The organism is Hydrogenophaga sp., assembly GCF_965657535.1.
In the GTDB taxonomy this organism is placed as follows: Bacteria; Pseudomonadota; Gammaproteobacteria; order Burkholderiales; family Burkholderiaceae_C; genus Hydrogenophaga.
In genome coordinates, this window is the sequence record NZ_CBFHOP010000009.1 from 1 (window position 1) to 20,672 (window position 20,672).

General features: G+C 63.7%; 15 protein-coding genes. 6 read left to right on the forward strand and 9 right to left on the reverse strand.

The features are described 5' to 3' along the window. Positions 1–251: 251 nt before the first annotated feature. From ACTG4K_RS15500 to ettA, 3 genes are all read right to left on the reverse strand, one after another. Complete coding sequence (locus tag ACTG4K_RS15500) at positions 252–749, reverse strand: DUF1631 family protein (RefSeq protein WP_439115121.1); 498 nt, start codon at positions 747–749, stop codon at positions 252–254. A gap of 77 nt (positions 750–826) precedes the next feature. Next, positions 827–1,372 (reverse strand): DUF1415 domain-containing protein, encoded by a 546-nt coding sequence (locus ACTG4K_RS15505; RefSeq protein ID WP_439115122.1) that lies wholly within the window; start codon positions 1,370–1,372, stop codon positions 827–829. A 128-nt stretch (positions 1,373–1,500) separates the two neighbouring features. Continuing rightward, a complete protein-coding gene (gene ettA / locus ACTG4K_RS15510; RefSeq protein ID WP_439115123.1) occupies positions 1,501–3,162 on the reverse strand; it encodes an energy-dependent translational throttle protein EttA in 1,662 nt (553 codons plus the stop codon). Between the two features lie 255 nt (positions 3,163–3,417). Here ettA and ACTG4K_RS15515 point away from each other — a divergent pair, with 255 nt between their 5' ends. Further along, positions 3,418–5,238, forward strand: a complete 1,821-nt coding sequence (locus tag ACTG4K_RS15515; protein ID WP_439115124.1) for a DEAD/DEAH box helicase — start codon at positions 3,418–3,420, stop codon at positions 5,236–5,238. A gap of 244 nt (positions 5,239–5,482) precedes the next feature. Further along, positions 5,483–6,511, forward strand: coding sequence for an endonuclease/exonuclease/phosphatase family protein (locus ACTG4K_RS15520; RefSeq protein ID WP_439115252.1), 1,029 nt, complete (start codon positions 5,483–5,485; stop codon positions 6,509–6,511). Here ACTG4K_RS15520 and ACTG4K_RS15525 read toward each other — a convergent pair whose 3' ends face one another. Both ACTG4K_RS15525 and ACTG4K_RS15530 read right to left on the reverse strand, forming a co-directional pair. Further along, on the reverse strand, positions 6,512–6,895 hold the full coding sequence (locus ACTG4K_RS15525) for a hypothetical protein (RefSeq protein WP_439115125.1): 384 nt from the start codon (positions 6,893–6,895) through the stop codon (positions 6,512–6,514). Between the two features lie 154 nt (positions 6,896–7,049). Then, on the reverse strand, positions 7,050–7,538 hold the full coding sequence (locus ACTG4K_RS15530) for a DUF4148 domain-containing protein (RefSeq protein ID WP_439115126.1): 489 nt from the start codon (positions 7,536–7,538) through the stop codon (positions 7,050–7,052). 299 nt (positions 7,539–7,837) lie between these two features. Between ACTG4K_RS15530 and ACTG4K_RS15535 the strand changes: the two genes are divergently transcribed. Further along, the gene (locus tag ACTG4K_RS15535; protein ID WP_439115127.1) at positions 7,838–8,770 is read left to right on the forward strand and encodes a LysR family transcriptional regulator; all 933 of its coding nucleotides are present in this window, start codon (positions 7,838–7,840) and stop codon (positions 8,768–8,770) included. A 72-nt stretch (positions 8,771–8,842) separates the two neighbouring features. Here the strand turns inward: ACTG4K_RS15535 and ACTG4K_RS15540 are convergent, their stop codons facing one another. Continuing rightward, the gene (locus ACTG4K_RS15540) at positions 8,843–12,832 is read right to left on the reverse strand and encodes a PAS domain S-box protein (RefSeq protein ID WP_439115128.1); all 3,990 of its coding nucleotides are present in this window, start codon (positions 12,830–12,832) and stop codon (positions 8,843–8,845) included. Between ACTG4K_RS15540 and ACTG4K_RS15545 the strand changes: the two genes are divergently transcribed. From ACTG4K_RS15545 to ACTG4K_RS15555, 3 genes are all read left to right on the forward strand, one after another. Next, positions 12,831–12,974 (forward strand): hypothetical protein, encoded by a 144-nt coding sequence (locus tag ACTG4K_RS15545; RefSeq protein WP_439115129.1) that lies wholly within the window; start codon positions 12,831–12,833, stop codon positions 12,972–12,974. The two genes, ACTG4K_RS15540 and ACTG4K_RS15545, sit on opposite strands and share 2 nt — an antisense overlap. 259 nt (positions 12,975–13,233) lie before the next feature. Next, positions 13,234–13,407: a hypothetical protein gene (locus ACTG4K_RS15550; RefSeq protein WP_439115130.1), complete on the forward strand. Its 174-nt coding sequence runs from the start codon at positions 13,234–13,236 to the stop codon at positions 13,405–13,407. 196 nt (positions 13,408–13,603) lie between these two features. Continuing rightward, a complete protein-coding gene (locus tag ACTG4K_RS15555; RefSeq protein ID WP_439115131.1) occupies positions 13,604–13,984 on the forward strand; it encodes a hypothetical protein in 381 nt (126 codons plus the stop codon). A gap of 141 nt (positions 13,985–14,125) precedes the next feature. On the opposite strand, the gene lpdA is transcribed toward ACTG4K_RS15555, so the two are convergent. The 3 genes from lpdA to aceE all read right to left on the reverse strand — a co-directional run bounded on the left by lpdA (position 14,126) and on the right by aceE (position 20,533). Beyond that, entirely contained in the window at positions 14,126–15,958 is a 1,833-nt protein-coding gene (gene lpdA, locus ACTG4K_RS15560; protein ID WP_439115132.1) for a dihydrolipoyl dehydrogenase, read from the reverse strand. A gap of 60 nt (positions 15,959–16,018) precedes the next feature. Next, positions 16,019–17,695, reverse strand: coding sequence for a dihydrolipoyllysine-residue acetyltransferase (gene aceF, locus ACTG4K_RS15565; protein ID WP_439115133.1), 1,677 nt, complete (start codon positions 17,693–17,695; stop codon positions 16,019–16,021). Between the two features lie 135 nt (positions 17,696–17,830). After that, positions 17,831–20,533, reverse strand: coding sequence for a pyruvate dehydrogenase (acetyl-transferring), homodimeric type (gene aceE, locus ACTG4K_RS15570; RefSeq protein ID WP_439115134.1), 2,703 nt, complete (start codon positions 20,531–20,533; stop codon positions 17,831–17,833). Positions 20,534–20,672 lie beyond the last annotated feature (139 nt).

Below are 20,672 nucleotides of genomic sequence, written 5' to 3' on the forward strand. Positions count from 1 at the left end.
CGCAGCGCAGGGCCGCCCCAAGCAAGGCCAGCCCCCTCGGGGGGCAGCGACCCGCGCAGCGGCGGAGCGTGGGGGCTGCGCGGCCGCAGCGCAGGGCCGCCCCAAGCAAGGCCAGCCCCCTCGGGGGGCAGCGACCCGCGCAGCGGCGGAGCGTGGGGGCTGCGCGGCCGCAGCGCAGGGCCGCCCCAAGCAAGGCCAGCCCCCTCGGGGGGCAGCGACCCGCGCAGCGGCGGAGCGTGGGGGCTACTGCCTTAGAAGGTGCGGGTGCGCCATGTCGTTGATGTCGGCCCAGTCGAGCTGCATGGGCTGCGTGTCGACGAAAGCCGGCTGGGTGTCCATGGCCATGTCGTCAAGGAAGCCCGTGTCGCGTGCCTCTGCAGCTTGTATTCGGGTTCCTGCTCCACGTCAAACTGGCGGCCGGGCGGGTTGTCGGATGCAGCTTCACTGCACTGGGTTTTGTAGGCCGCCTCTTGCAAGCCCCTCAGCGCCTGAAAGAAGGCCTCGGTTTGCTCGCGCGGGTAGTCGATGGCGTCCCGTCCTTCGCGCAAGGTGCGCAGCACGCCCGGAATGACCTCCATCAGCCGCGGCCGGTTGCGGCTGGCCAATACCAGCTGACTCGACCACAACAGGTCGGACAGGATGTCGGTGTAGCGCGGGGCGGGCGATTCCGTGGGCGACAGCGCGCTCGCCGGGTCCGCAGAGGCCGCAGCGTCCATGCGGGCCTGTGCCCTTTCTGCCCCGTGGGGCATAGGGGGCCTATGCCGGCCATTATGGCCAGCATGGGTTTCCCCAAAAACAGGGAGTGGGCATGGAAATGCCCGCTATTTCAGGGCTTTTCGAGCAAGGCCTGCCAGCCCGCAGCACCTAAGCCGCGCAAGGTCTGCAGGTTGCGCGCCACGATCTGCTCTGCATCGCCCGCGTCCGAGGCCACCGCCCGCTCCACGCTGTCTTCGCGCAGCAGATGCAGCGTGGGGTAAGGCGCGCGGTTGGTGCAGTTGGTCACGTCGTCCGGCGTGGTGCCTTCAAACTGAAACTGCGGGTGGAAACTGGCGACCTGGATGAGGCCTTCCAGCTCGTGCTCGGCCACCACGTCGTCCACCACGTTCTGGAAATCGTTGAACACCTCGAAATCGGGGAACAGCGTAGGGTGCACCAGCAGCGTGGTGTCGATCTCTTCAGCGGGGGTGGCCTGCAACAAGTCCAGCTCTCGGTCCAGCTCATCCAAAAAAGCATCCAGATGCCGCGCCGAACTCACCACGATGCGCACCTGGTTCTTCACGTACACCGCACGCGCAAAAGGACACAGGTTCAGCCCGATCACGGCCTTTTCAATCCAGTGGCGGGTGTCGGCCAGAACTTGTTCGTCAGTCATGAGAGAAAGCGCAATTCGAGAGAGGGGAAATTCAAACCAGAATGCCGCGGAACCGGCTTTGCGGTGCCGCAGGCATTGCCCCCAGTGGGGGGTGACGCGCCGCAGGCGCGGCGCGGGGGGCATCGTGTTCACCCCAAAGCTTTGTAGCGGAAGCGCTTGGGCTTGGCACCCTCTTCGCCCAGGCGCTTCTTCTTGTCGGCTTCGTACTCTTGGTAGTTGCCGTTGAAGAACACCCACTGGCTGTCGCCTTCGGCGGCCAGGATGTGCGTGGCAATGCGGTCCAGGAACCAGCGGTCGTGGCTGATAACCAGGGCGCAACCGGCGAATTCGAGCAGCGCGTCTTCCAGCGCGCGCAGGGTTTCCACATCCAGGTCGTTTGAGGGTTCGTCCAGCAGCAACACGTTGCCGCCTTCTGCCAGCGTCTTGGCCAGGTGCAGGCGGCCGCGCTCACCACCGGAGAGGCTGCCCACGCGCTTTTGCTGGTCGCCGCCAGAGAAGTTGAAGCGGCCACAGTAGGCACGGCTCGGCATCTGGAACTTGCCCACAGTGATCATGTCCAAACCGCCCGAGATGTCTTCCCAAACGGTTTTTTCGTTCGCCAGATCGTCGCGACTCTGGTCCACCACGGCCATTTTCACGGTCTGACCGATCTTCACTTCGCCGCTATCGGGCTGCTCTTTGCCGCTGATCAACTTGAACAGTGTGGACTTGCCGGCACCGTTGGGGCCGATGATGCCGACGATGGCACCCGCCGGGATCTGGAAACTCAGGTTGTCGATCAGCAGGCGGTCGCCGAAGGATTTGCTGACGTTCTTGAACTCAAACACCTCGTTGCCCAGGCGCTCGGCCACGGGAATGAAGATCTCGTTGGTTTCGTTGCGCTTCTGGTAGTCCACATCGCTCAGTTCCTCGAAGCGGGCCAGGCGGGCTTTGCTCTTGGCCTGGCGGCCCTTGGGGTTCTGGCGCACCCACTCCAGTTCCTTCTTCATGGCCTTGGTGCGGGCGTCTTCGGTGCGCTGTTCTTGCTCCAGGCGGGCTTCTTTCTGCTCCAGCCAGGTCGAGTAGTTGCCTTTGTAGGGAATGCCGTGGCCGCGGTCGAGTTCCAAAATCCACTCAGCCGCGTTGTCCAGGAAATAGCGGTCGTGGGTGATGGCCACCACGGTGCCCGGGAAGCGCTTCAGGAATTGCTCCAGCCATTCCACCGACTCGGCGTCCAGGTGGTTGGTGGGTTCGTCGAGCAGCAGCATGTCGGGTTTGGACAGCAGCATGCAGCACAGCGCCACACGGCGTTTTTCACCGCCAGAAAGCAGGCCGACTTTGGCTTCCCAGGGCGGCAGGCGCAACGCGTCGGCGGCAATTTCCAGCTGGTGCTCACTGTCGGTGCCGGCGGTGGAAATGATGGCTTCAAGCTGGGCCTGTTCGGCTGCCAGGGCATCGAAGTCGGCGTCTTCTTCGGCGTAGGCGGCGTACACCTCGTCCAGGCGCTTTTGCGCAGCGCGCACGCCGCTCATGCTGGCTTCCACCGCTTCGCGCACGTTTTGCTCAGGGTCGAGCTGTGGCTCTTGCGGCAGGTAGCCAATGCGGATGCCCGGCATCGGGATCGCTTCGCCCTCGATTTCCTTGTCGATGCCGGCCATGATTTTCAGCAGCGTGGACTTGCCCGAGCCGTTGGTGCCGAGAACGCCGATCTTGGCGCCGGGGAAAAAAGAGAGCGAGATGTCTTTGAGAATCTGGCGTTTGGGCGGCACGATTTTGCCGACCTTGTTCATGGAAAAAACGTATTGAGCCATTGCTGTGTTTGCCTGAGAAATATGCAGCCCGGATGGGCGCTGAACCCAAGATTATCCCAGCATGCGACAATATGCGTTGTTGAGCACTTCAGTTGGCTCAACACCAGCCCTTTGCTGGGGTGTGCAAAAACCACTTGTTGCCACCAAACTCTTGAATCCATCTGCCCCAGACTGGCCAGGCGCTGCTCCTCACACGGAACCGGCAACTGGAGTGGCCGATGCCCCCAGCGCCCTGGACGGGCGCCTCATCAAGCAATGAACTTCGACGATCTGAATCTGGCTCCGGCCATTGTGCAAGCTGTGCGCGAGCATGGCTACGAAACTCCCACCCCCATCCAGGCCGAGGCGATTCCCGCCGTGCTGGCCGGACGCGACCTGCTCGGTGGCGCCCAGACGGGCACCGGCAAAACCGCCGCGTTCACCTTGCCCATGTTGCACCGCCTGCAGGCTGGCGAACGTGCCAAGAACCGCTTCGGCGGCGTGGCCATCCGCGCGCTGGTGCTCACGCCCACACGCGAACTCGCCGCTCAGGTGGAAGAGTCGGCGCGCGTTTACGGCAAGCACCTGTCGTTGACCTCCACCGTCATTTTTGGTGGCGTGGGCATGAACCCGCAAATCAACGCCATGAAACGCGGCGTGGACATTCTGGTCGCCACCCCAGGCCGCCTGCTGGACCTGCAGCAGCAGGGCTTCCTGGACCTCTCCGGCGTGCAAATGCTGGTATTGGACGAAGCGGACCGCATGCTTGACATGGGCTTCATCCACGACGTAAAGAAGATCCTGGCCCTGGTGCCCAAGGAAAAGCAGAGCCTGCTGTTCTCGGCCACCTTCAGCGACGAGATTCGCGACCTGGCCAACAACCTGCTCAAAGACCCGCTGAGCATCCAGGTGACCCCGCGCAACACCACGGTGCAGCGCATCACCCAGGTGATCCACCCGGTAGGCCGTGGCAAGAAAAAAGCCCTCTTGGTCCACATCATCCAGCAGCACAATTGGAGCCAGGTGCTGGTGTTCACGCGCACCAAATTCGGCGCCAACAACGTGGCCGAGTTCCTGACCAAAAACGGCATCCAGGCCATGGCGCTGCACGGCAACAAGAGCCAGGGTGCCCGCACCCAGGCGCTGGCCGGGTTCAAGAGCGGTGAAATCCGCGCACTGGTGGCCACCGACATCGCGGCCCGCGGCATCGACATCGACGAGCTGCCACACGTCGTGAACTACGAGATTCCGAACGTCAGCGAAGACTATGTGCACCGCATTGGCCGCACCGGTCGCGCCGGCAAGAGCGGTGAAGCCGTGAACCTCGTGAGCCTTGACGAAGAAGGCTTCATGATGGACATTGAGCGCTTCACCAAGCAACAGATTCCGGTGCAGATGTTCCCCGAATTCATGCCCGAGCCGGGTGAGAAGGCCGAGCCCATCGCGATGGGTCGCCAGACCATCTGGGGTGGCGCCGGCAAGCCGCCGAGCCGCGACGTGATGGCAGCAGCGGCCAAGGCTGCTCGCACAGAAATGATGCAGCGCGTGCGTGAGAAAAAAGCAGACGCACCGCAAGGCCGAGGCAACGGCAACGGTGGTGGCCAGCGCCAGCGCCCTGCCGGTGACGGTGGACAGCCCGAAGGCCAACGCAGCGAAGCCCGCCGCCCACAGGGTGGTGGTCAGCGTCCGCAAGGCAATGGCGGCGGTGGCAATGGTCAACCGCGCAACGCCGGTGGCCGCGGCGGCGCACAAGGTCAGCGCCCACCGCGCCAGGCCCAGGGCGACCGCATGGACCGGGGTGACCGCCCCGACCGTGGCGACCGCGGCCCAGCCCGCGGTGAAGGCGGCGCCGAGCGCCAGCCCGGCCCGAATGCCCACCTGGGCAGCCTGCGCATTCGCGAGCCGCGCCCACGCGCAGCAGCGCCTGGCGGCCAGCCCGATCCGTTGCGCACCAGCATCGACTCATTGGGCAGCCGTGGCGCGCGCAACAACCGCTCGGGCCAAAGCCAGGGCCGTGGCGGCCCCGGCCGCAACAGCGATACGCCACGCACAGGCCCTGCCGATCCACTGCGCACCAACTACGGCCGCATTCGGTAATCGGTTCCCCCCGCGCCGCCTGCGGCGTCACCCCCCGAGGGGGCAACACCTGCGGCCGGGCAGAGCCCGTTCCGCGGTGTTCTGGGTGGGGCACTGCGCTCCGGGATTTGAGTCTGATCTCGTTTGCGACTTCCCTTTGTCTCGCAGGCTGCCCCTGGGCTAAAGTGGACCCATGGAAACCGATCCCTCACTGCTGCCCGCCCTTCCCGCCAACGCCCCGTCTGCCCTTGCTGGCACCGGGGCGTTGTCGCATCTGCCGCCGCGCTTTGCCACCCTCATGGTCGCCACGGCGAATGTGCTGAATCTGGCGCAACCAGGACGGCATTTCTACGATGGGCAAGACCCCTACAGCCAGGCCGAGTTCGAGCGCAAAGTCAACTGGCTGGGCGAGCGCATCAAGGTGCTCAACGCCGATGTGCTGGCGGTGCAAGAGGTCTGGGACGAGGTGGCCCTTCGCGCCGCCATTGCGCGCAGCGGGCTGCAATACAGCGCCGTGAGCGTGCCCGGCACCGAGAACGGCCCTGGCCAACATGGCGCACAAGGCACACCCCAGGTTGGCATCGTGACGCGGCTGAAAGTGGAGTCGATTGAGTCTCTGGCCGACTTTCCCGACGCTGCGGTGGTGGATGTGCCAGGCATTGGTTCGCAAACCAAGTTCGAGCGCCCGCCCCTGCTGGCCACGCTGCGCATGAAACACGGCCAACCCGTCGCCTTCATCACCGCGCATCTCAAGTCCAAACGACCCAAATTTCTGCAGGACGCCAACGGCCAACCCCTGGAAGACCCCGCCGACCCGGCGGTGCAGGCGGTTGCCTCACTGCGTTCGCTCATCATGCGGGCCAGCGAAGCGCTGGCGCTGCGCTTGAAGGTGGTCGAGTTGCTGCACCGCACCCGCCTGCCACTGGTACTCATGGGCGACCTGAACGACAGCCCGCACAGCGTCACCACCCAGCTGATTGCAGCCACCTCGCAAACGGCCTTCGACAAAGGTGCACGCGACCACGCGCTCTACAGCGCCTGGGACGTGCAGGGCGAGGCCGCGCTGCGTCGCGACGTGGCGTATTCCCACATTCACCAGGGCTACCCGGAAGTGCTGGACCAGGTGCTGGTGAGCGAAGAGTTTGTGGCCACCAGCCGGGCCAGCCTGGGCGACGTGCGTCGGGTGGAGGTGTTCAACGACCACCTGTTTGAAGGCCGCGACCGCAGCCGCAGCGACCACGGTTTCGTGCGCGCGCTGCTGCGCGTGCGCTTGCCCGAGCCGGCCGTCGGCTGATCAGCCACGCACAAACAGCGTCACCAGCGGCTCGTCGCCCACCTGCTGGCTCCAGTGGCCGTGCCGGGTTGGGTCAAACACGGCACCGGCTGGCAACGTGTCGGCCGAATAAAAATGCTCGCCGGGACCGAACACGCGCGAACTGCCGTCTTGAAGACCAATTTCCATTTGGCCCTGCAACACAAACAACCATTGCGGTGCACCGGTGCAATGAAAAGCGCTGCGAAAACCCACCGGGCTTTGCCGCAGCTGGTAGCCGCCAGAAGACATCAGCGGCGACAGCTGGGCAGCGGGCGTGCCTTCGCTCAGCGCCACAGTTTCATCGCGAAACTTCGCGCGGCCATCGGTGTCGGTGTACAGCACCACTTTGTTGAAAACACTCATCGCGGGCTCCTGAAAGGGGTGACTGGTTGTACCAGAAGGCCAACCAGCAACCCGCCTGAGCAGCCACACGCATGCAAACGGCCGATTGACTGTGGGGTCAACCGGCCGTTGTCAGCGCCGACACCGTCAGCGATGTGGACTTTGCGGGGTAAGTTCAGTTGGACGCATTGGTGGGGTAGCGTTTGGGAAACAGCTCGTTGAGCTTTTGGCCCGACTCGCCACCGGCCACGATGTCACCCGTGCGCTGCGCTTCGCGCAACTCGGCACGCACCTGCTCGCGGGTCTTGCCCTGGGCCGTGGCGGTGGCGGGATAGCGGTTGGGGTAAAGCTCATTGAGCTTCTGGCCGGTTTCGCCGTCCGCCACGATGTCGCCCGTGCGCTGGGCTTCACGCAGTTCGGCGCGCACCTGTTCACGGGTCGTTCCTTGGGCCGTGGCTGTGGCGGGGAAGCGGTTGGGGTACAGCTCGTTGAGCTTCTGGCCGGTTTCGCCGTCCGCCACGATGTCGCCCGTGCGCTGGGCTTCACGCAGTTCGGCGCGCACCTGTTCACGGGTTTTTGGAGCATCGGTGTCGGCAGCCAGGGCCTGGCCAGCGGACAAAGCAGCGACAGCCAGCGTGACAGCGGTTAGATAAGAGCGGTTCATGGTGATTTCCTTGAGGTTGAATGAAAAAAGTAAGTGCATCTGGATCGTGCCTAGACAGCGCCTTTGCGTCTTTTCAGTGCGGTTTCGCTTCATTGCACTGTGTTTCACTGCATTTCAAACAGGCCACTGGACCTGTCTGCGCATCGCTTGCTGTCTGGCATCGAAGCGTTAAACGGTTGTTTTTCGCTGCGATGGATGAACTGTAAAGTTTCCAATAAAGAAGAAAAATAGGCCAAAAACCATTGTTGAATTGCTGTTTCAGCAATAATTGAACCCTTGAAACCCGATAACCCATACCTATGGACCGACTGAGTTCGATGCGTGTTTTTCAGCGGGTGATCGATGAAGGCGGCTTTGCCGCTGCCGGACGCGCCCTGGACATTTCACCGGCCGTGGTCACCCGGCTGGTGGCCGACCTAGAAGACCACCTGGGCACCCGCCTGCTGCACCGCACCACGCGGCGCCTGTCGCTCACCGAGGCGGGGGCAGCCTACCTGGAGCGGGTGCGCCCGATTCTGCAAGACGTGGACGAGGCCGACGCCCTGGTGAGTTCACAGACCACCGAACTGGCGGGCGTGCTGCGCATCCTGGCGCCGCCGGTGCTGGCCACCCATGTGCTGGCTCCGCTGGTGGCGGGTTTTCGCCAGGCCTACCCCAAAATCGTGCTGGACATTGAAGTGGCAACCTACCGCGAGCCGCCTATTGAAGACTTCGACCTGACGCTGATTGGCGCAGACGCGTCGTTCGACGCCAACGTGATCGCCCGGCGCATCAACGTGACCGAAGCCATTCTGGTGGCAGCGCCGAGCTACTTGGCGGGCCGGCCAGCGCCGCAGGTGCCAGAAGGCTTGCTGCACCATGCCTGCCTACGAATCAAGCCCGAAGGCCTGGGCAAGCGGCCGTGGACGCTGTTTCGCTCGGACCGCCCCGAAGAGAAGGCCGAACTGGAAGTGCAGCCGGTGCTGTGGGCCAACCACACCGACACCCTGCTCGGCGCCACGCTGGGCGGTGCCGGTATTTCGGCCATACCAGTAGAGCTGGCCGCGCCGCACCTGGCCAGCGGCGCCTTGGTGCGCGTGCTCAGCCCCTGGATTGCGGGGCGCTTCACGCTGTACGCGGCGCTTCCCAGCCGCAAGTTCATGCCGCAACGCACCCGCGTTTTTCTGGACTACCTGAGCGTGCAAACGCAGCGCTCGGTGCTGCGCGCGCTGGCCGCCTGTGAAGGCTGCTGACGCAGCAGCCGGGTGCGCCACCCCAGCGCCGTGCGTGTTTCGAGCGGATCGGCGGGAAAAGCGCTCAGCCGCTCATGCCACGCAGGCCGGCTGCCAGCGCTCCAGCAGCGCCTTCAGGGCGTCTGCGCGCACGGGTCGGTTCAGCGCGCCCACCGACAGCAGTCCGTAGGCCTCGGCGAGCGTCGTGGCCATTTCCAGCACCCGGTGGTCGGTGCTGCTGACCATGGCCAGTGCACCTTCAAATTGCCGGCGTGCCAGCTCTTGCACCAGTTCAACACCGTCCATTTGCGGCATGTTCAAGTCAATCAACAGCAGCAGGAGACGGGTGTTCGCGCCGCTTAGGTGCTCCAACAAGGCCGCGCCATTGGCAAAGGTCTGCACTGGCACGCTGACCAGCCCTTTCAAAAGGCCCTGAAGCTGTACGAGGTGCTGGCTGTCGTCGTCCACACACAAAATACGGGGCTCACCGGCCGCGCCGGTGTCGGTTCCATCGCCAAAGTAGGGCTTCAGCAAGCCCATGCCCGGGCGCAGCTGTCCCGCCAACGCCAAGAGTTCCTTGGGTCGGCCGGAGCGCCAGGCCAGCTCCATACGGTCAAACACATCCCCCAAGGCCACAGCACCCACCGCCCGCGAAGACGACTTCAGGCGGTGCCCCACCAGACCCGCTGCCGGCCAGTCCTGCTGCGACAAGGCCGCCTCCACCTCGGCAATGCCAGCTTCCAGGTTGGCCATGAACTGCAGTTGCAAGCTCTTGATGGTTTCGGCATCGTCGCCCACCAGGCGCGCCAGGGCGCCGCCGTCGACACCGTCGCGCGGCGCGGGCGCAGGGGTTCGGCCTACAGCGGGTGGACTGCTGCTGGCAGGCATCCAGTGTTCGAGCAGCGCTCGCAAGTCGTTCAGCGCCATCGGCTTGCTGAGGTAACCATCCATGCCCACCGCCAGACAGCGCTCAGAGTCACCGCGGCTGGCGTTGGCCGTGAGCGCAATGATGGGCAAGCGGTGATTGGGCAACGGCCGCGGTACCTCTTCCTGGCGCAGCGCACTGGCCAAGGCATAGCCGTCCATGCCGGGCATGAACAAGTCGGTCAGCAACAGGCCGTAACGGTCCGGGCGGGCGCGCCAGCGCTGAAGCGCTGCCAGACCATCGCCCACCGCTTCCGAAGCAAAGCCCAGCAGGTCCAGCTGCCGCTGGATCACTTTCTGGTTGACCTCGTTGTCGTCAGCCACCAGCACCAGGCGCCCCTGAATGGCGGCCAGCTCCGCGTCCACGGGGGGTCGTTCAGGTGGGGCATACAGGTCCGCCGCCAGGGTGGGCTCACCCGGTTCATGCGCCGCCAGCAGCGCCACGGCGTTGAGCAACGTGCGCACATGCAGGCCGTCCATGTTCAGGTGAATTTTGTGGGCCAGAGGGCCTGGTGCAGCCTGCGGCGCACCGCGCTGCACCACCACCAGTGGGTGCTGCGCCAGCTGCTGGGCCAGCCCGGCGTCGCCGGCTATGGCCTCTTCGGCGGCCACCACCACCACGTGTTGCTCGGCAGGGCGAAGGGCGAGCAACCAGTCGGCCGGCGTGCGGCACAGCTCCACATGGGCTCCGGCGGCCCGAAAGTAGCAAGCCCAGTCGCTGGCCAGGTCCTCGTCATCCAGCAGCAGGTTGACGCACACGCCAGTCAATTCCGGCATGGGCACCGCTGCGTACGCACCGGGCACCGGCTGCAAAGGCAGATCAACCGTGAACACGGTGCCCCTGTCCGCCTCGCTATGAAGCGCCATCGTGCCCCTCATGGCCTGCACCAGGCGCTGGCTGATCACCAGCCCCAACCCCGTGCCACCGTATTGCCGGTTGGTGGCCAGATCGCCCTGCACAAAAGCGTGAAAGACGCGCTGCTGCACCTCGGGTGACATACCGATGCCGTTGTCTGCCACCACCAGGCGCAGGGTGTCGGGCGCCGCTTGCGTCAGCCGCAACGACACCCGCCCGGCGTGTTCCAGCCCGGCCGAGAACTTGATGCTGTTGCCCACCAGGTTGATGATGATCTGGCGCAGCCGGACGCTGTCGCCCAGCAGCTGGGGCGGCAACTGGGGGTCGACAAAAGCGCGCAGTTGCACCTGGCGCACCGAGGCCATGGGTTGAAGGATGTCGCAGGCTTTTTCCACCACCTGCAAAGGCTCCATGGGCAATGCCTCCAGGGTCAGGCGCCCTGCCTCGATTTTGGAAAAGTCGAGGATGTCTTCGATCAGCCTCAACAGCGCCTGGCCCGACTCCAGAATGGTCTCAGCCATGTCGTGCTGCTGGGGTGACAAGCGGGTCTGCAGCAGTACCTCAGCCAGCCCGATCACGCCGTTCATGGGCGTGCGTATCTCGTGGCTCATGGCCGCCAGAAAAGCGCTCTTGGCGGCGCTGGCGGCTTCGGCCGATCGGCGGGCACGGTCCAGCTCTTGTGTACGCTGCTCTACCAGGTCGTCCAGCTGGGTGCGGTAGCGGTCAAGGTCTTCGCCCATGCGGCGCTTTTCGGTGATGTCCTCTTTCACCGCCAGGTAGTGGGTCACGGTGCCGTCGGACGAGCGCACCGGCGAAATCACCGCAAACTCAATGTAGAGCGACCCGTCTTTACGCCGGTTGTTGAGAAACCCGCGCCACACCTTGCCTGCGGTGAGTGCGCCCCATAGCTTGCGGTAGCGCGAATTGGGTGTCAGCCCCGACTGCAGGATGCGCGAATTTTGACCCATCAGTTCGTCACGGGCATAGCCCGAGGACGCGATCGCGGCCCGGTTCACGTATTCGATGTTGGCGTCCAGATCGGTGATGACGATGGCTTCTGACGCCTGCTCGGCCGCCAGTGAGAGCTTGCGCAGCATGTTGCCCTCGGCCCTGCGCTGGCTCACGTCGCGCAACACCAAAATCTGCCGTCCGTCGTCAAACGTGCGGGCAGTCACCTCAAAAAAACACACGTGCCCATCGGGGTGGCGGTAGGGCCACTCCACCGCGCCAGACGCCTGCAACATCGCCAACGCCGGGGTACCGTCGCTGCGCCCCCAGCGCAGCTCGGCCAGCGGGCGGTACATGAGTGCAGCCCGGGCAAAACCCAGCAGGCCTTCAGCTTCCGGATTCACGTCCACCACGCGCTGCTGGGCGTCCACCATCAGCACACCGTCGGGCAGCTGCATGAACAGCAAGTCGCGATAGACCTGGGCTTCAAGCCGGTCGGTGATGTCCAGCATCACCCCTTGCACCACCGGCGCCGCCCCGTCCGTGGGTTGCAAGATGCAAATGGCATCTTGAAAGTGCCGCCAGGCACCGGCTGCGTTGCGCAAGCGGTAGGTCAGCTCAAACGGCCGCCCTGCGGCCACCCCACGGGCGAGCGCGTCCAGCGTGCGGTCGCGGTCTTCCGGGTGCAATGCCTGCAACCAGGCCTGCGGGTGGGCTTGCCATTCGTCGGGGGTAAACCCCAGCTCTTGCACCCGAGGGCTCACATACAAAGTGGTGCTGGTCCCGTCCATCGCAGCGCGGTACACAATGCCCGGCGACTGCTCGGCCAACTGGCGAAAAGCCTGCTCGCTTTCGCGCACAAGGTCTTGCTCATACCGGCCCATCAATACGTTTTCCACCGCGTGCGCCAGGTCCACCAGCAGCGCGCGCTCGTCGGCGCTCAGGGTGCGGGCCTGCGGCCCCATCACACACAGCGTGCCCACACGGCGACCGTTGACCCGCAGCGCCGTGCCAGCCATGAAACGAACGCCCGGTTCGGCCGCCACCAGCGGGCTGTGCGCCAATTGCGGGTCCAGGGTGGCGTCAGACACCACCAGCACGCCGTGGCTCTGGAGCACCTGAGCACAAAAAGACAGGTCGGTACAGGCCAACGGCGGCTCACAACCCATGGCCGTGAGAACCCATTGCCGCTGATCGTCACCCACACTGACCACGGCCATGGTGCACTGGAAGGCATGGGCGACCACAAGGGTCAGATCGTTCAGGGTTCGCTCGGACGCTGCGTCCAGCCGGGCGATGGAACGCAAGGACTGCAGCCGAGACAGCTCGTCGGCTGGCAGGAAAGAAGATGGCATGAAAAAGTGGGTGGACAAAAGCGCGAAACATCCGAAACACGCGGCAGCGCGCCGAGTGCAGATGGAAAAAGAGGAGCGGCTGCAAGACTTTGCCGACTACCGGCCTTCAGCGCTGTGGGGAATTCTGGATAACCGTTTGTAAGATACAACTCGAATATGCGTTTATTCACTTAAGTGGGAACACCCTCTTGTGGCTGCGCCATAAAAGAAGTTTGGCGTTTGCGCGCGGGCCACACCGCCACCAGGCCTGACACGCCCCCCATGTCGTTCAAGCCCAACACGCGGATTCCTTCGCGCAGCGCCGTGTCCCCACAGCCCGCATCGGTCAACACGCAGTGCCAGGGAGCCGGCGCGATCGCCGGCGTGTGCTCGAGTGCCACGTCCACCGGGGCACCCCTCGCATGGGAAAGCCGGTGTCGGCCCTGATCCACCAGCTGCCACCGCTGAAGTCCATCGCTGGCAAGACCCACTGCGTTGCGCTGAGCAGCGTCTGCTCATCAGAGCAGGCCGAATCTACCGTTCAAATTCGCGAAGCTCTTTCATCAAAACGCTTCTCTATTGATCCGGCCCTGTGAAGTCACTACTTTTTCGACCGACCTCCCAATCTGCGACACAGGGGATGGATTCAAACTTCGCAGGACAGGATCAATAAATTGAAGTCGCCTAGCAGGCTGTTCTTTTCCTGACACAGCAAGGCTGAGCGTTTGCATGAGGACAAGGGCCTGCTTACAGCCTGTTGAAGGGCTTGAAAAAAAGGGGCATCTACCTCCGATGGCATCTGCACTCATCTGCCTGGTAAGCCACACCACAACGACCTGCGGGCAGCGAAGACGATCCCGACAAGGTTCGTCCGTGTGGTGGCGAAGCGACGAGGGCCCGCAGGTGCGCCACGATCAGGCTTCACAAAAAGGGAAACAGATGGCTCAAACCGCACAGATTGTGGGCACCGTTGAATACCGTGGGGGCGATGGTCCGACGGTCGAAATTCGCAAAGGTCCGGTGGAGGTATCGCTCTCGGTCACCGATGCCACGCCGAGCTGGATTGAGGAGGACGTGCATGGCGCCGCTGCCATGCCCGTCGGCGACCTCCAACGCTACTTGGACGAGGGGAAAATCAAGCTGGATGGACCGGTACGGGATGAACCAACCTGAGCCAGCACAGCGCCAGAAAGTATTGTCCATGCGGCGCCAAATGCCAGGACGTCGGTAAAGCCAGTGGCGCACACAAGAAGCCAGGGGGGCCCGAACCGTCGCCGGCTCGGGCCCCCCTTGGTTGGGCAGCGCTGGAGACGCTTACTTCTTGGCTGGCGGCAGGTCGGTACAAGACCCGTGCGCCACCTCCGCCGCCATGCCGATGCTCTCGCCCAGCGTCGGGTGGGGGTGGATGGTCTTGCCGATGTCCACGGCGTCGGCGCCCATCTCGATAGCCAGCGCAATCTCGCCGATCATGTCGCCCGCGTGCGTGCCGACCATGCCGCCGCCCAGGATCTTGCCGTGGCCATGGGCCTCGGGTGAATCGTCGAACAGCAGCTTGGTGACGCCTTCGTCGCGGCCATTGGCAATGGCTCGGCCGGAAGCTGTCCAGGGGAACAGGCCCTTCTTGACCTTGATGCCCTGCGCCTTGGCCTGGTCCTCGGTCAGGCCCACCCAGGCCACTTCAGGGTCGGTGTAGGCCACGCTGGGGATCACGCGGGCGTTGAAGGCGGCCGCGGCCAGTTCCTTGTTGCCCTGCAGTTCACCGGCAATGACTTCTGCCGCCACGTGCGCCTCGTGCACCGCCTTGTGCGCCAGCATGGGCTGACCCACGATGTCGCCAATGGCGAAGATGTGCGGCACGTTGGTGCGCATCTGGATGTCGACGTTGATGAAGCCGCGGTCGGTCACCGCCACGCCGGCCTTGTCGGCGGCGATCTTCTTGCCGTTGGGTGTGCGGCCCACCGCCTGCAGCACCAGGTCGTACACCTGCGGCGCGGGCGCGGTCCCACCGGGCTCAGCGCTCTCAAACGTCACCTCGATGCCTTCAGGCAAGGCGCGCGCGCCCACCGTCTTGGTCTTGAGCATGATGTTGTCGAAGCGCTTGGCGTTCATCTTCTGCCAGATCTTGACCAGGTCGCGGTCAGCGCCCTGCATCAGACCGTCCATCATTTCCACCACGTCCAGGCGGGCGCCCAGCGTGCTGTAGACCGTGCCCATTTCCAAGCCGATGATGCCGCCGCCCAAAATCAACATGCGCTTGGGCACTTCCTTCAGCGCCAGTGCGCCGGTGCTGTCCACCACGCGCGGGTCGTTGGGCATGAAAGGCAGGCGCACCGCTTGCGAGCCGGCCGCGATGATGCATTTCTTGAACGCGATCACCTGCTTCTTGCCGGTTTTCTCTTGCGAGGTGCCGGTGGTTTCTTCCACTTCGACGTGGTTGGCGCCCACAAACGCACCGTAGCCGCGCACTACTGAGACCTTGCGCATCTTGGCCATGGCGGCCAGGCCGCCGGTGAGCTTGGTGATCACCTTTTCTTTGTGACCACGCAGCTTGTCGATGTTGACCGTCGGCGCGCCAAAGTCCACGCCCAGATCGGCCATGTGGCTCACCTCGTCCATCACCGCCGCCACATGCAGCAGGGCTTTGGAAGGGATGCAGCCCACGTTCAGGCACACACCGCCCAGCTGCGCATACCGCTCGACCAGCACGACCTTGAGGCCGAGGTCGGCCGCCCGGAAAGCGGCCGAGTAGCCGCCGGGGCCGGCGCCGAGCACCAGCAGGTCGCACTCAATGTCGGCGCTACCGCCGAAACTGGCTGGAGCAGGTGCCACCACGGCAACCGCCGGAGCGGGTGCTGGCGAAGCCGCCGCAGCAGGCGCTGCCGCTGGCACAGCAGGAGCACTGGCAGCGCCCTCACCTTCAAGCACCAGCACCACCGAACCTTGCTTGACCTTGTCGCCCAGCTGGACCTTAAGCTCCTTCACCACACCAGCGTGCGACGAAGGAATCTCCATCGACGCCTTGTCGGACTCCACAGTAATCAGGCTTTGTTCGGCCTTGATGGTGTCGCCGGGTTTGACCAGCAACTCGATCACGGCCACTTCGTCGAAGTCGCCAATGTCCGGAACCTGAATATCAATCAGTGCCATAAATTTCCTTATTCGGTTGGGGTCAGAGCACCGCTGTGCGGTGGTCTGACCCGCAAGGCATTAGAGGAGCACACGGCGGAAGTCGCCGAGGATCTGGCCGAGGTAGGCGTTGAAACGGGCCGCAGCGGCGCCGTCGATCACGCGGTGGTCCCAGGTCAGGCTCAGGGGCAGCATGAGGCGCGGCTGGAAGGCCTTGCCGTCCCACACCGGCTCCATATTGCTCTTGCAGACACCCAGGATGGCGACTTCGGGCGCGTTGATGATGGGCGTGAAGTAACGCCCACCAATGCCACCCAGGCTGGAGATGGTGAAGGTGGCACCGCTCATTTCAGCCGGACTCAGCTTGCCGTCGCGCGCCTTCTTGGCCAGTTCGCCCATTTCCTGGCTGATCTGAAGCACGCCTTTCTTGTCGGCGTCCTTGATCACCGGCACCATCAGGCCGTTGGGCGTGTCGGCGGCAAAGCCGATGTGCCAGTACTGCTTGTAGACCAGCGAGTCGCCATCGATCGAGCTGTTGAACTCGGGGAATTTCTTGAGCGCAGCGACACAGGCCTTGATCAGGAAGGCCAGCATGGTGACCTTCACGCCGCTCTTCTCGTTTTCCTTGTTGGTGGACACGCGGAAGGCTTCGAGGTCGGTGATGTCGGCGTCGTCAAAGTTGGTGACGGCCGGGATCATGATGGCGTTGCGCAGCAGGTTGGCGCCGCTGATCTTCTTGATGCGGCCCATCTCCTTGCGCTCGATGGGGCCGAACTTGGCGAAGTCCACCTTGGGCCAGGGGATCAAGCCCAGCTCGGAACCACCACCGCCAGTAGCGGCTGGGGCCTTGGCCTTCTGGGCGGCGGTTTGTACCGCGCCGGCCATGACCGACTTGGTGAAGCCCTGCACGTCGTCCAGCGTGATGCGGCCCTTGGGGCCTTTGCCCTGCACTTCGGCCAGCGGCACGCCGAGTTCGCGAGCGAACTTGCGCACCGAAGGCGAGGCATGCGGCAGGCCCAGCGCAGGGGAGGCGGTGGGGTTGTGGGCGGGTGCTGCGGCCGGTGCCGATACCGTGGCAGCGGCTGGAGCGGCCACGGCAGCTGCGGTAGCGGGCGCCGCAACGTTCGCTGCGGCCACGGGTGCCGGCGCAACGGCGCCAGCAGCGCCTTCCAAAATCGCCAGCAGGTCGCCAATGTTGACGGTATCGCCGACCTTGACCTTGAGTTCCTTCAAAACCCCAGCGTGCGACGAAGGAATCTCCATCGAAGCCTTGTCCGACTCGACCGTGATCAGGCTTTGCTCCAGCTTGATGCTGTCGCCTGGCTTGACCATCACCTCAATGACGGCGACGTCTTTGAAGTCGCCAATGTCGGGCACCATGACGTGAACAGGACCCGACGCGGCGGGCACCGCTGAGGCCGCAGGCGCCGCGGCGGGCACCGCTGAGGCCGCAGGCGCCGCAGCGGCCACCGGGGCGGCAGCGGGTACTGCCGCCACGGGGGCTGCGGCTGCCGCGTCACCCGCAGCCTCCACCACCAGCACCACCGAACCTTGCTTGACCTTGTCACCGATGGCCACGCGCAGTTCCTTGACGACGCCCGCCGTCGAACAGGGAATTTCCATCGAGGCTTTATCGGACTCCACCGTGATCAGCGACTGCTCAGCCTTCACCGTATCACCCACTTTGACCATCAACTCAATGACGGTCACTTCATCAAAATCCCCGATGTCAGGGACTTGTACTTCTATCAATGCCATATCTGTCTCCAATCAGATGTTCAATGCGCCGAGCGCGATACCTTCACCCCAAGAAGCCACAAGACTGGCATGCCAGCCGGCTGGTTTCACCCCTGTCGGGAGCAGTGCTGCAGACGCTGCCGGGGTGGGTGGGCTTCATGCGTAAAGGGGATTCACTTTGTCGGTCTTGATACCGTACTTGGCAATCGCTTCAGCCACCTTGGCCACTGGCACGGTGCCCTCTTCGCTCAGCGCCTTGAGCGCTGCCACCACGATGTAGTGGCGGTTGATCTCGAAGTGCTCGCGCAGCTTGCTGCGGAAGTCGCTGCGGCCAAAACCATCGGTGCCCAGCACCTTGTAGGTGCGGCCCTTGGGAATGAACGAACGGATCTGCTCGGCGTAGTTCTTCATGTAGTCGGTGGAGGCCACCACCGGGCCGGCATGCGGCTGCAGCTGCTGCGTCACGAAAGGCACGCGCTGTGCTTCGGTGGGGTGCAGCAGGTTGAAGCGCTCGGCGTCCTGGCCATCGCGGGTCAGCTCGTTGAAGCTTGGGCAGCTCCACACATCGGCCTGCACACCCCAGTCCTGGGCCAGCAGGTCTTGCGCGGCGATCGATTCGCGCAGGATGGTGCCGGAGCCCAGCAGCTGCACACGCATGTCGCCGGCAGCACCGGGCTTGCACAGGTACATACCCTTGATGATCTGCTCTTCGGTGCCGGGTGTGAGACCGGGCATGGCGTAGTTTTCGTTCAGCAGCGTCAGGTAATAGAACACGTTGTCCTGCTTCTCCACCATGCGCTTTAGGCCATGGTGCAGGATCACGCCGACTTCGTGCGCAAACGTCGGGTCGTAGCTGATGCAGTTCGGAATGGTGCCGGCCAGGATGTGGCTGTGGCCGTCTTCGTGCTGCAGGCCTTCGCCGTTCAGCGTGGTCCGGCCCGAGGTGCCGCCCAGCAGGAAACCGCGCGCCTGCATGTCGCCCGCAGCCCAGGCCAGGTCGCCAATGCGCTGGAAGCCGAACATCGAGTAGTACACGTAGAACGGCACCATGATGCGGTTGCTGGTGCTGTAGCTCGTGGCCGCCGCGATCCAGCTGCTCATGCCGCCGGCTTCGTTGATGCCCTCTTGCAGGATCTGACCGGCCTTGTCTTCCTTGTAGTACATGACCTGGTCTTTGTCGACCGGGGTGTAGTTCTGACCTGCCGGGTTGTAAATACCGATCTGGCGGAACAAGCCTTCCATGCCAAAGGTGCGGGCCTCGTCCACCAAAATCGGCACCACGCGCGGGCCCAGAGCCTGGTCGCGCAACAGCTGGGTGAGGAATCGCACGTAGGCCTGGGTCGTGGAAATTTCACGGCCTTCAGCGGTTGGCTCCATCACGCTCTTGAAGGTGTCGATCGAGGGCACGGTGAAGCTCTCGTCGGCCTTGGTGCGGCGCTTGGGCAGGTAGCCGCCCAGGGCCTTGCGCCGCTCATGCAGATACTGCATTTCCGGCGTGTCGTCGGCTGGCTTGTAGAACGGCAGGCTGGGCAATTCACTGTCCGGGATCGGCAGGTTGAAGCGGTCGCGGAAGATCTTGATGTCTTCGTCGGTCAGCTTCTTGGTCTGGTGCACGTTGTTCTTGCCCTCGCCCGACTTGCCCATGCCAAAACCCTTCACGGTCTTGATCAGAAGTACGGTCGGCTGGCCCTTGTGGTTCACCGCCTTGTGGTACGCGGCGTACACCTTTTGTGGGTCGTGACCACCGCGCTTCAAGTTCCAGATGTCGTCATCGGAGAGGTGGGCCACCATTTCCAGCGCCTTGGGATCGCGGCCGAAGAAGTGCTTGCGCACGTAAGCACCATCGTTGGCCTTGAACGACTGATAGTCGCCGTCGAGCGTGTCCATCATGATCTTGCGCAGGGCGCCGTCTTTGTCGCGAGCCAGCAGTGGGTCCCAGCCACTGCCCCACAGCAGCTTGATGACGTTCCAGCCAGAGCCACGGAACTCGCCTTCGAGCTCCTGAATAATCTTGCCGTTGCCGCGCACCGGGCCGTCCAGGCGCTGCAGGTTGCAATTCACCACGAAGATCAGGTTGTCCAGGTTTTCGCGCGCAGCCAAACTGATGGCGCCCAGCGACTCGACCTCGTCCATTTCACCGTCGCCGCAGAACACCCAGACCTTGCGGTTCTCGGTGTTCGCAATGCCGCGGGCGTGCAGGTACTTCAGAAAGCGCGCCTGGTAGATCGCCATCAGCGGGCCCAGGCCCATGGACACCGTGGGGAACTGCCAGAACTCGGGCATCAGCTTGGGGTGCGGGTAGCTCGAAAGACCCTTGCCGTCCACTTCCTGACGGAAGTTGAGCAACTGCTCTTCGGTCAGGCGGCCTTCCAGGTACGCGCGGGCGTACACACCGGGCGACACGTGGCCCTGGATGTAGAGGCAATCGCCACCGTGGTTTTCGTTTTCAGCGTGCCAGAAGTGGTTGAAGCCGGCGCCAAACATGTGGGCCAGCGAGGCAAAAGAGCCAATGTGACCGCCCAAGTCACCGCCGTCTTCGGGGTTGTGGCGGTTGGCCTTCACCACCATCGCCATGGCATTCCAGCGCATGTAAGCGCGCAGACGCTCTTCAATTTCGATGTTGCCCGGGCAACGGGCTTCTTCGTTGGTCTCGATCGTGTTCACATAGCCGGTGTTGGCCGAGAACGGCAGGTCGATGCTGTTTTGGCGGGCTTCTTCAAGCAGCTGCTCCAGCAGGAAGTGGGCGCGGTCCGGACCTTCCCGCTCAATCACGGCGGCCAGCGCCTCCATCCATTCACGGGTTTCCTGGGAATCCACATCCCCGGCACCACGGCCATTGAGAGCGTCGATCGCTGACATATGTTTGTCTCCTATTGGTTTGAACAAAGCTTACGGCGGCCCTTCCGCCCTGTCACGAATTTTCCCACAGCTTTTTCAAAATTTCAATATGTGCTTTTAGTTTCTATATTGTGAAATATTAGTGAACACGAAACAACGC

Excerpts from the sequence above, each read along its gene's own strand:
- ACTG4K_RS15525 (WP_439115125.1), bottom strand. The coding sequence starts at position 6,895 with ATGAGTGTTTTCAACAAAGTGGTGCTGTACACCGACACCGATGGCCGC.
- lpdA (WP_439115132.1), bottom strand. The coding sequence starts at position 15,958 with ATGGCACTGATTGATATTCAGGTTCCGGACATTGGCGACTTCGACGAA.
- aceF (WP_439115133.1), bottom strand. The coding sequence starts at position 17,695 with ATGGCATTGATAGAAGTACAAGTCCCTGACATCGGGGATTTTGATGAA.
- ACTG4K_RS15530 (WP_439115126.1), bottom strand. The coding sequence starts at position 7,538 with ATGAACCGCTCTTATCTAACCGCTGTCACGCTGGCTGTCGCTGCTTTG.
- ACTG4K_RS15545 (WP_439115129.1), top strand. The coding sequence starts at position 12,831 with ATGAAAAAGTGGGTGGACAAAAGCGCGAAACATCCGAAACACGCGGCA.
- ACTG4K_RS15540 (WP_439115128.1), bottom strand. The coding sequence starts at position 12,832 with ATGCCATCTTCTTTCCTGCCAGCCGACGAGCTGTCTCGGCTGCAGTCC.
- aceE (WP_439115134.1), bottom strand. The coding sequence starts at position 20,533 with ATGTCAGCGATCGACGCTCTCAATGGCCGTGGTGCCGGGGATGTGGAT.
- ACTG4K_RS15550 (WP_439115130.1), top strand. The coding sequence starts at position 13,234 with ATGGGAAAGCCGGTGTCGGCCCTGATCCACCAGCTGCCACCGCTGAAG.
- ACTG4K_RS15515 (WP_439115124.1), top strand. The coding sequence starts at position 3,418 with ATGAACTTCGACGATCTGAATCTGGCTCCGGCCATTGTGCAAGCTGTG.
- ACTG4K_RS15555 (WP_439115131.1), top strand. The coding sequence starts at position 13,604 with ATGGCATCTGCACTCATCTGCCTGGTAAGCCACACCACAACGACCTGC.
- ACTG4K_RS15535 (WP_439115127.1), top strand. The coding sequence starts at position 7,838 with ATGGACCGACTGAGTTCGATGCGTGTTTTTCAGCGGGTGATCGATGAA.
- ACTG4K_RS15505 (WP_439115122.1), bottom strand. The coding sequence starts at position 1,372 with ATGACTGACGAACAAGTTCTGGCCGACACCCGCCACTGGATTGAAAAG.
- ettA (WP_439115123.1), bottom strand. The coding sequence starts at position 3,162 with ATGGCTCAATACGTTTTTTCCATGAACAAGGTCGGCAAAATCGTGCCG.
- ACTG4K_RS15500 (WP_439115121.1), bottom strand. The coding sequence starts at position 749 with ATGCCCCACGGGGCAGAAAGGGCACAGGCCCGCATGGACGCTGCGGCC.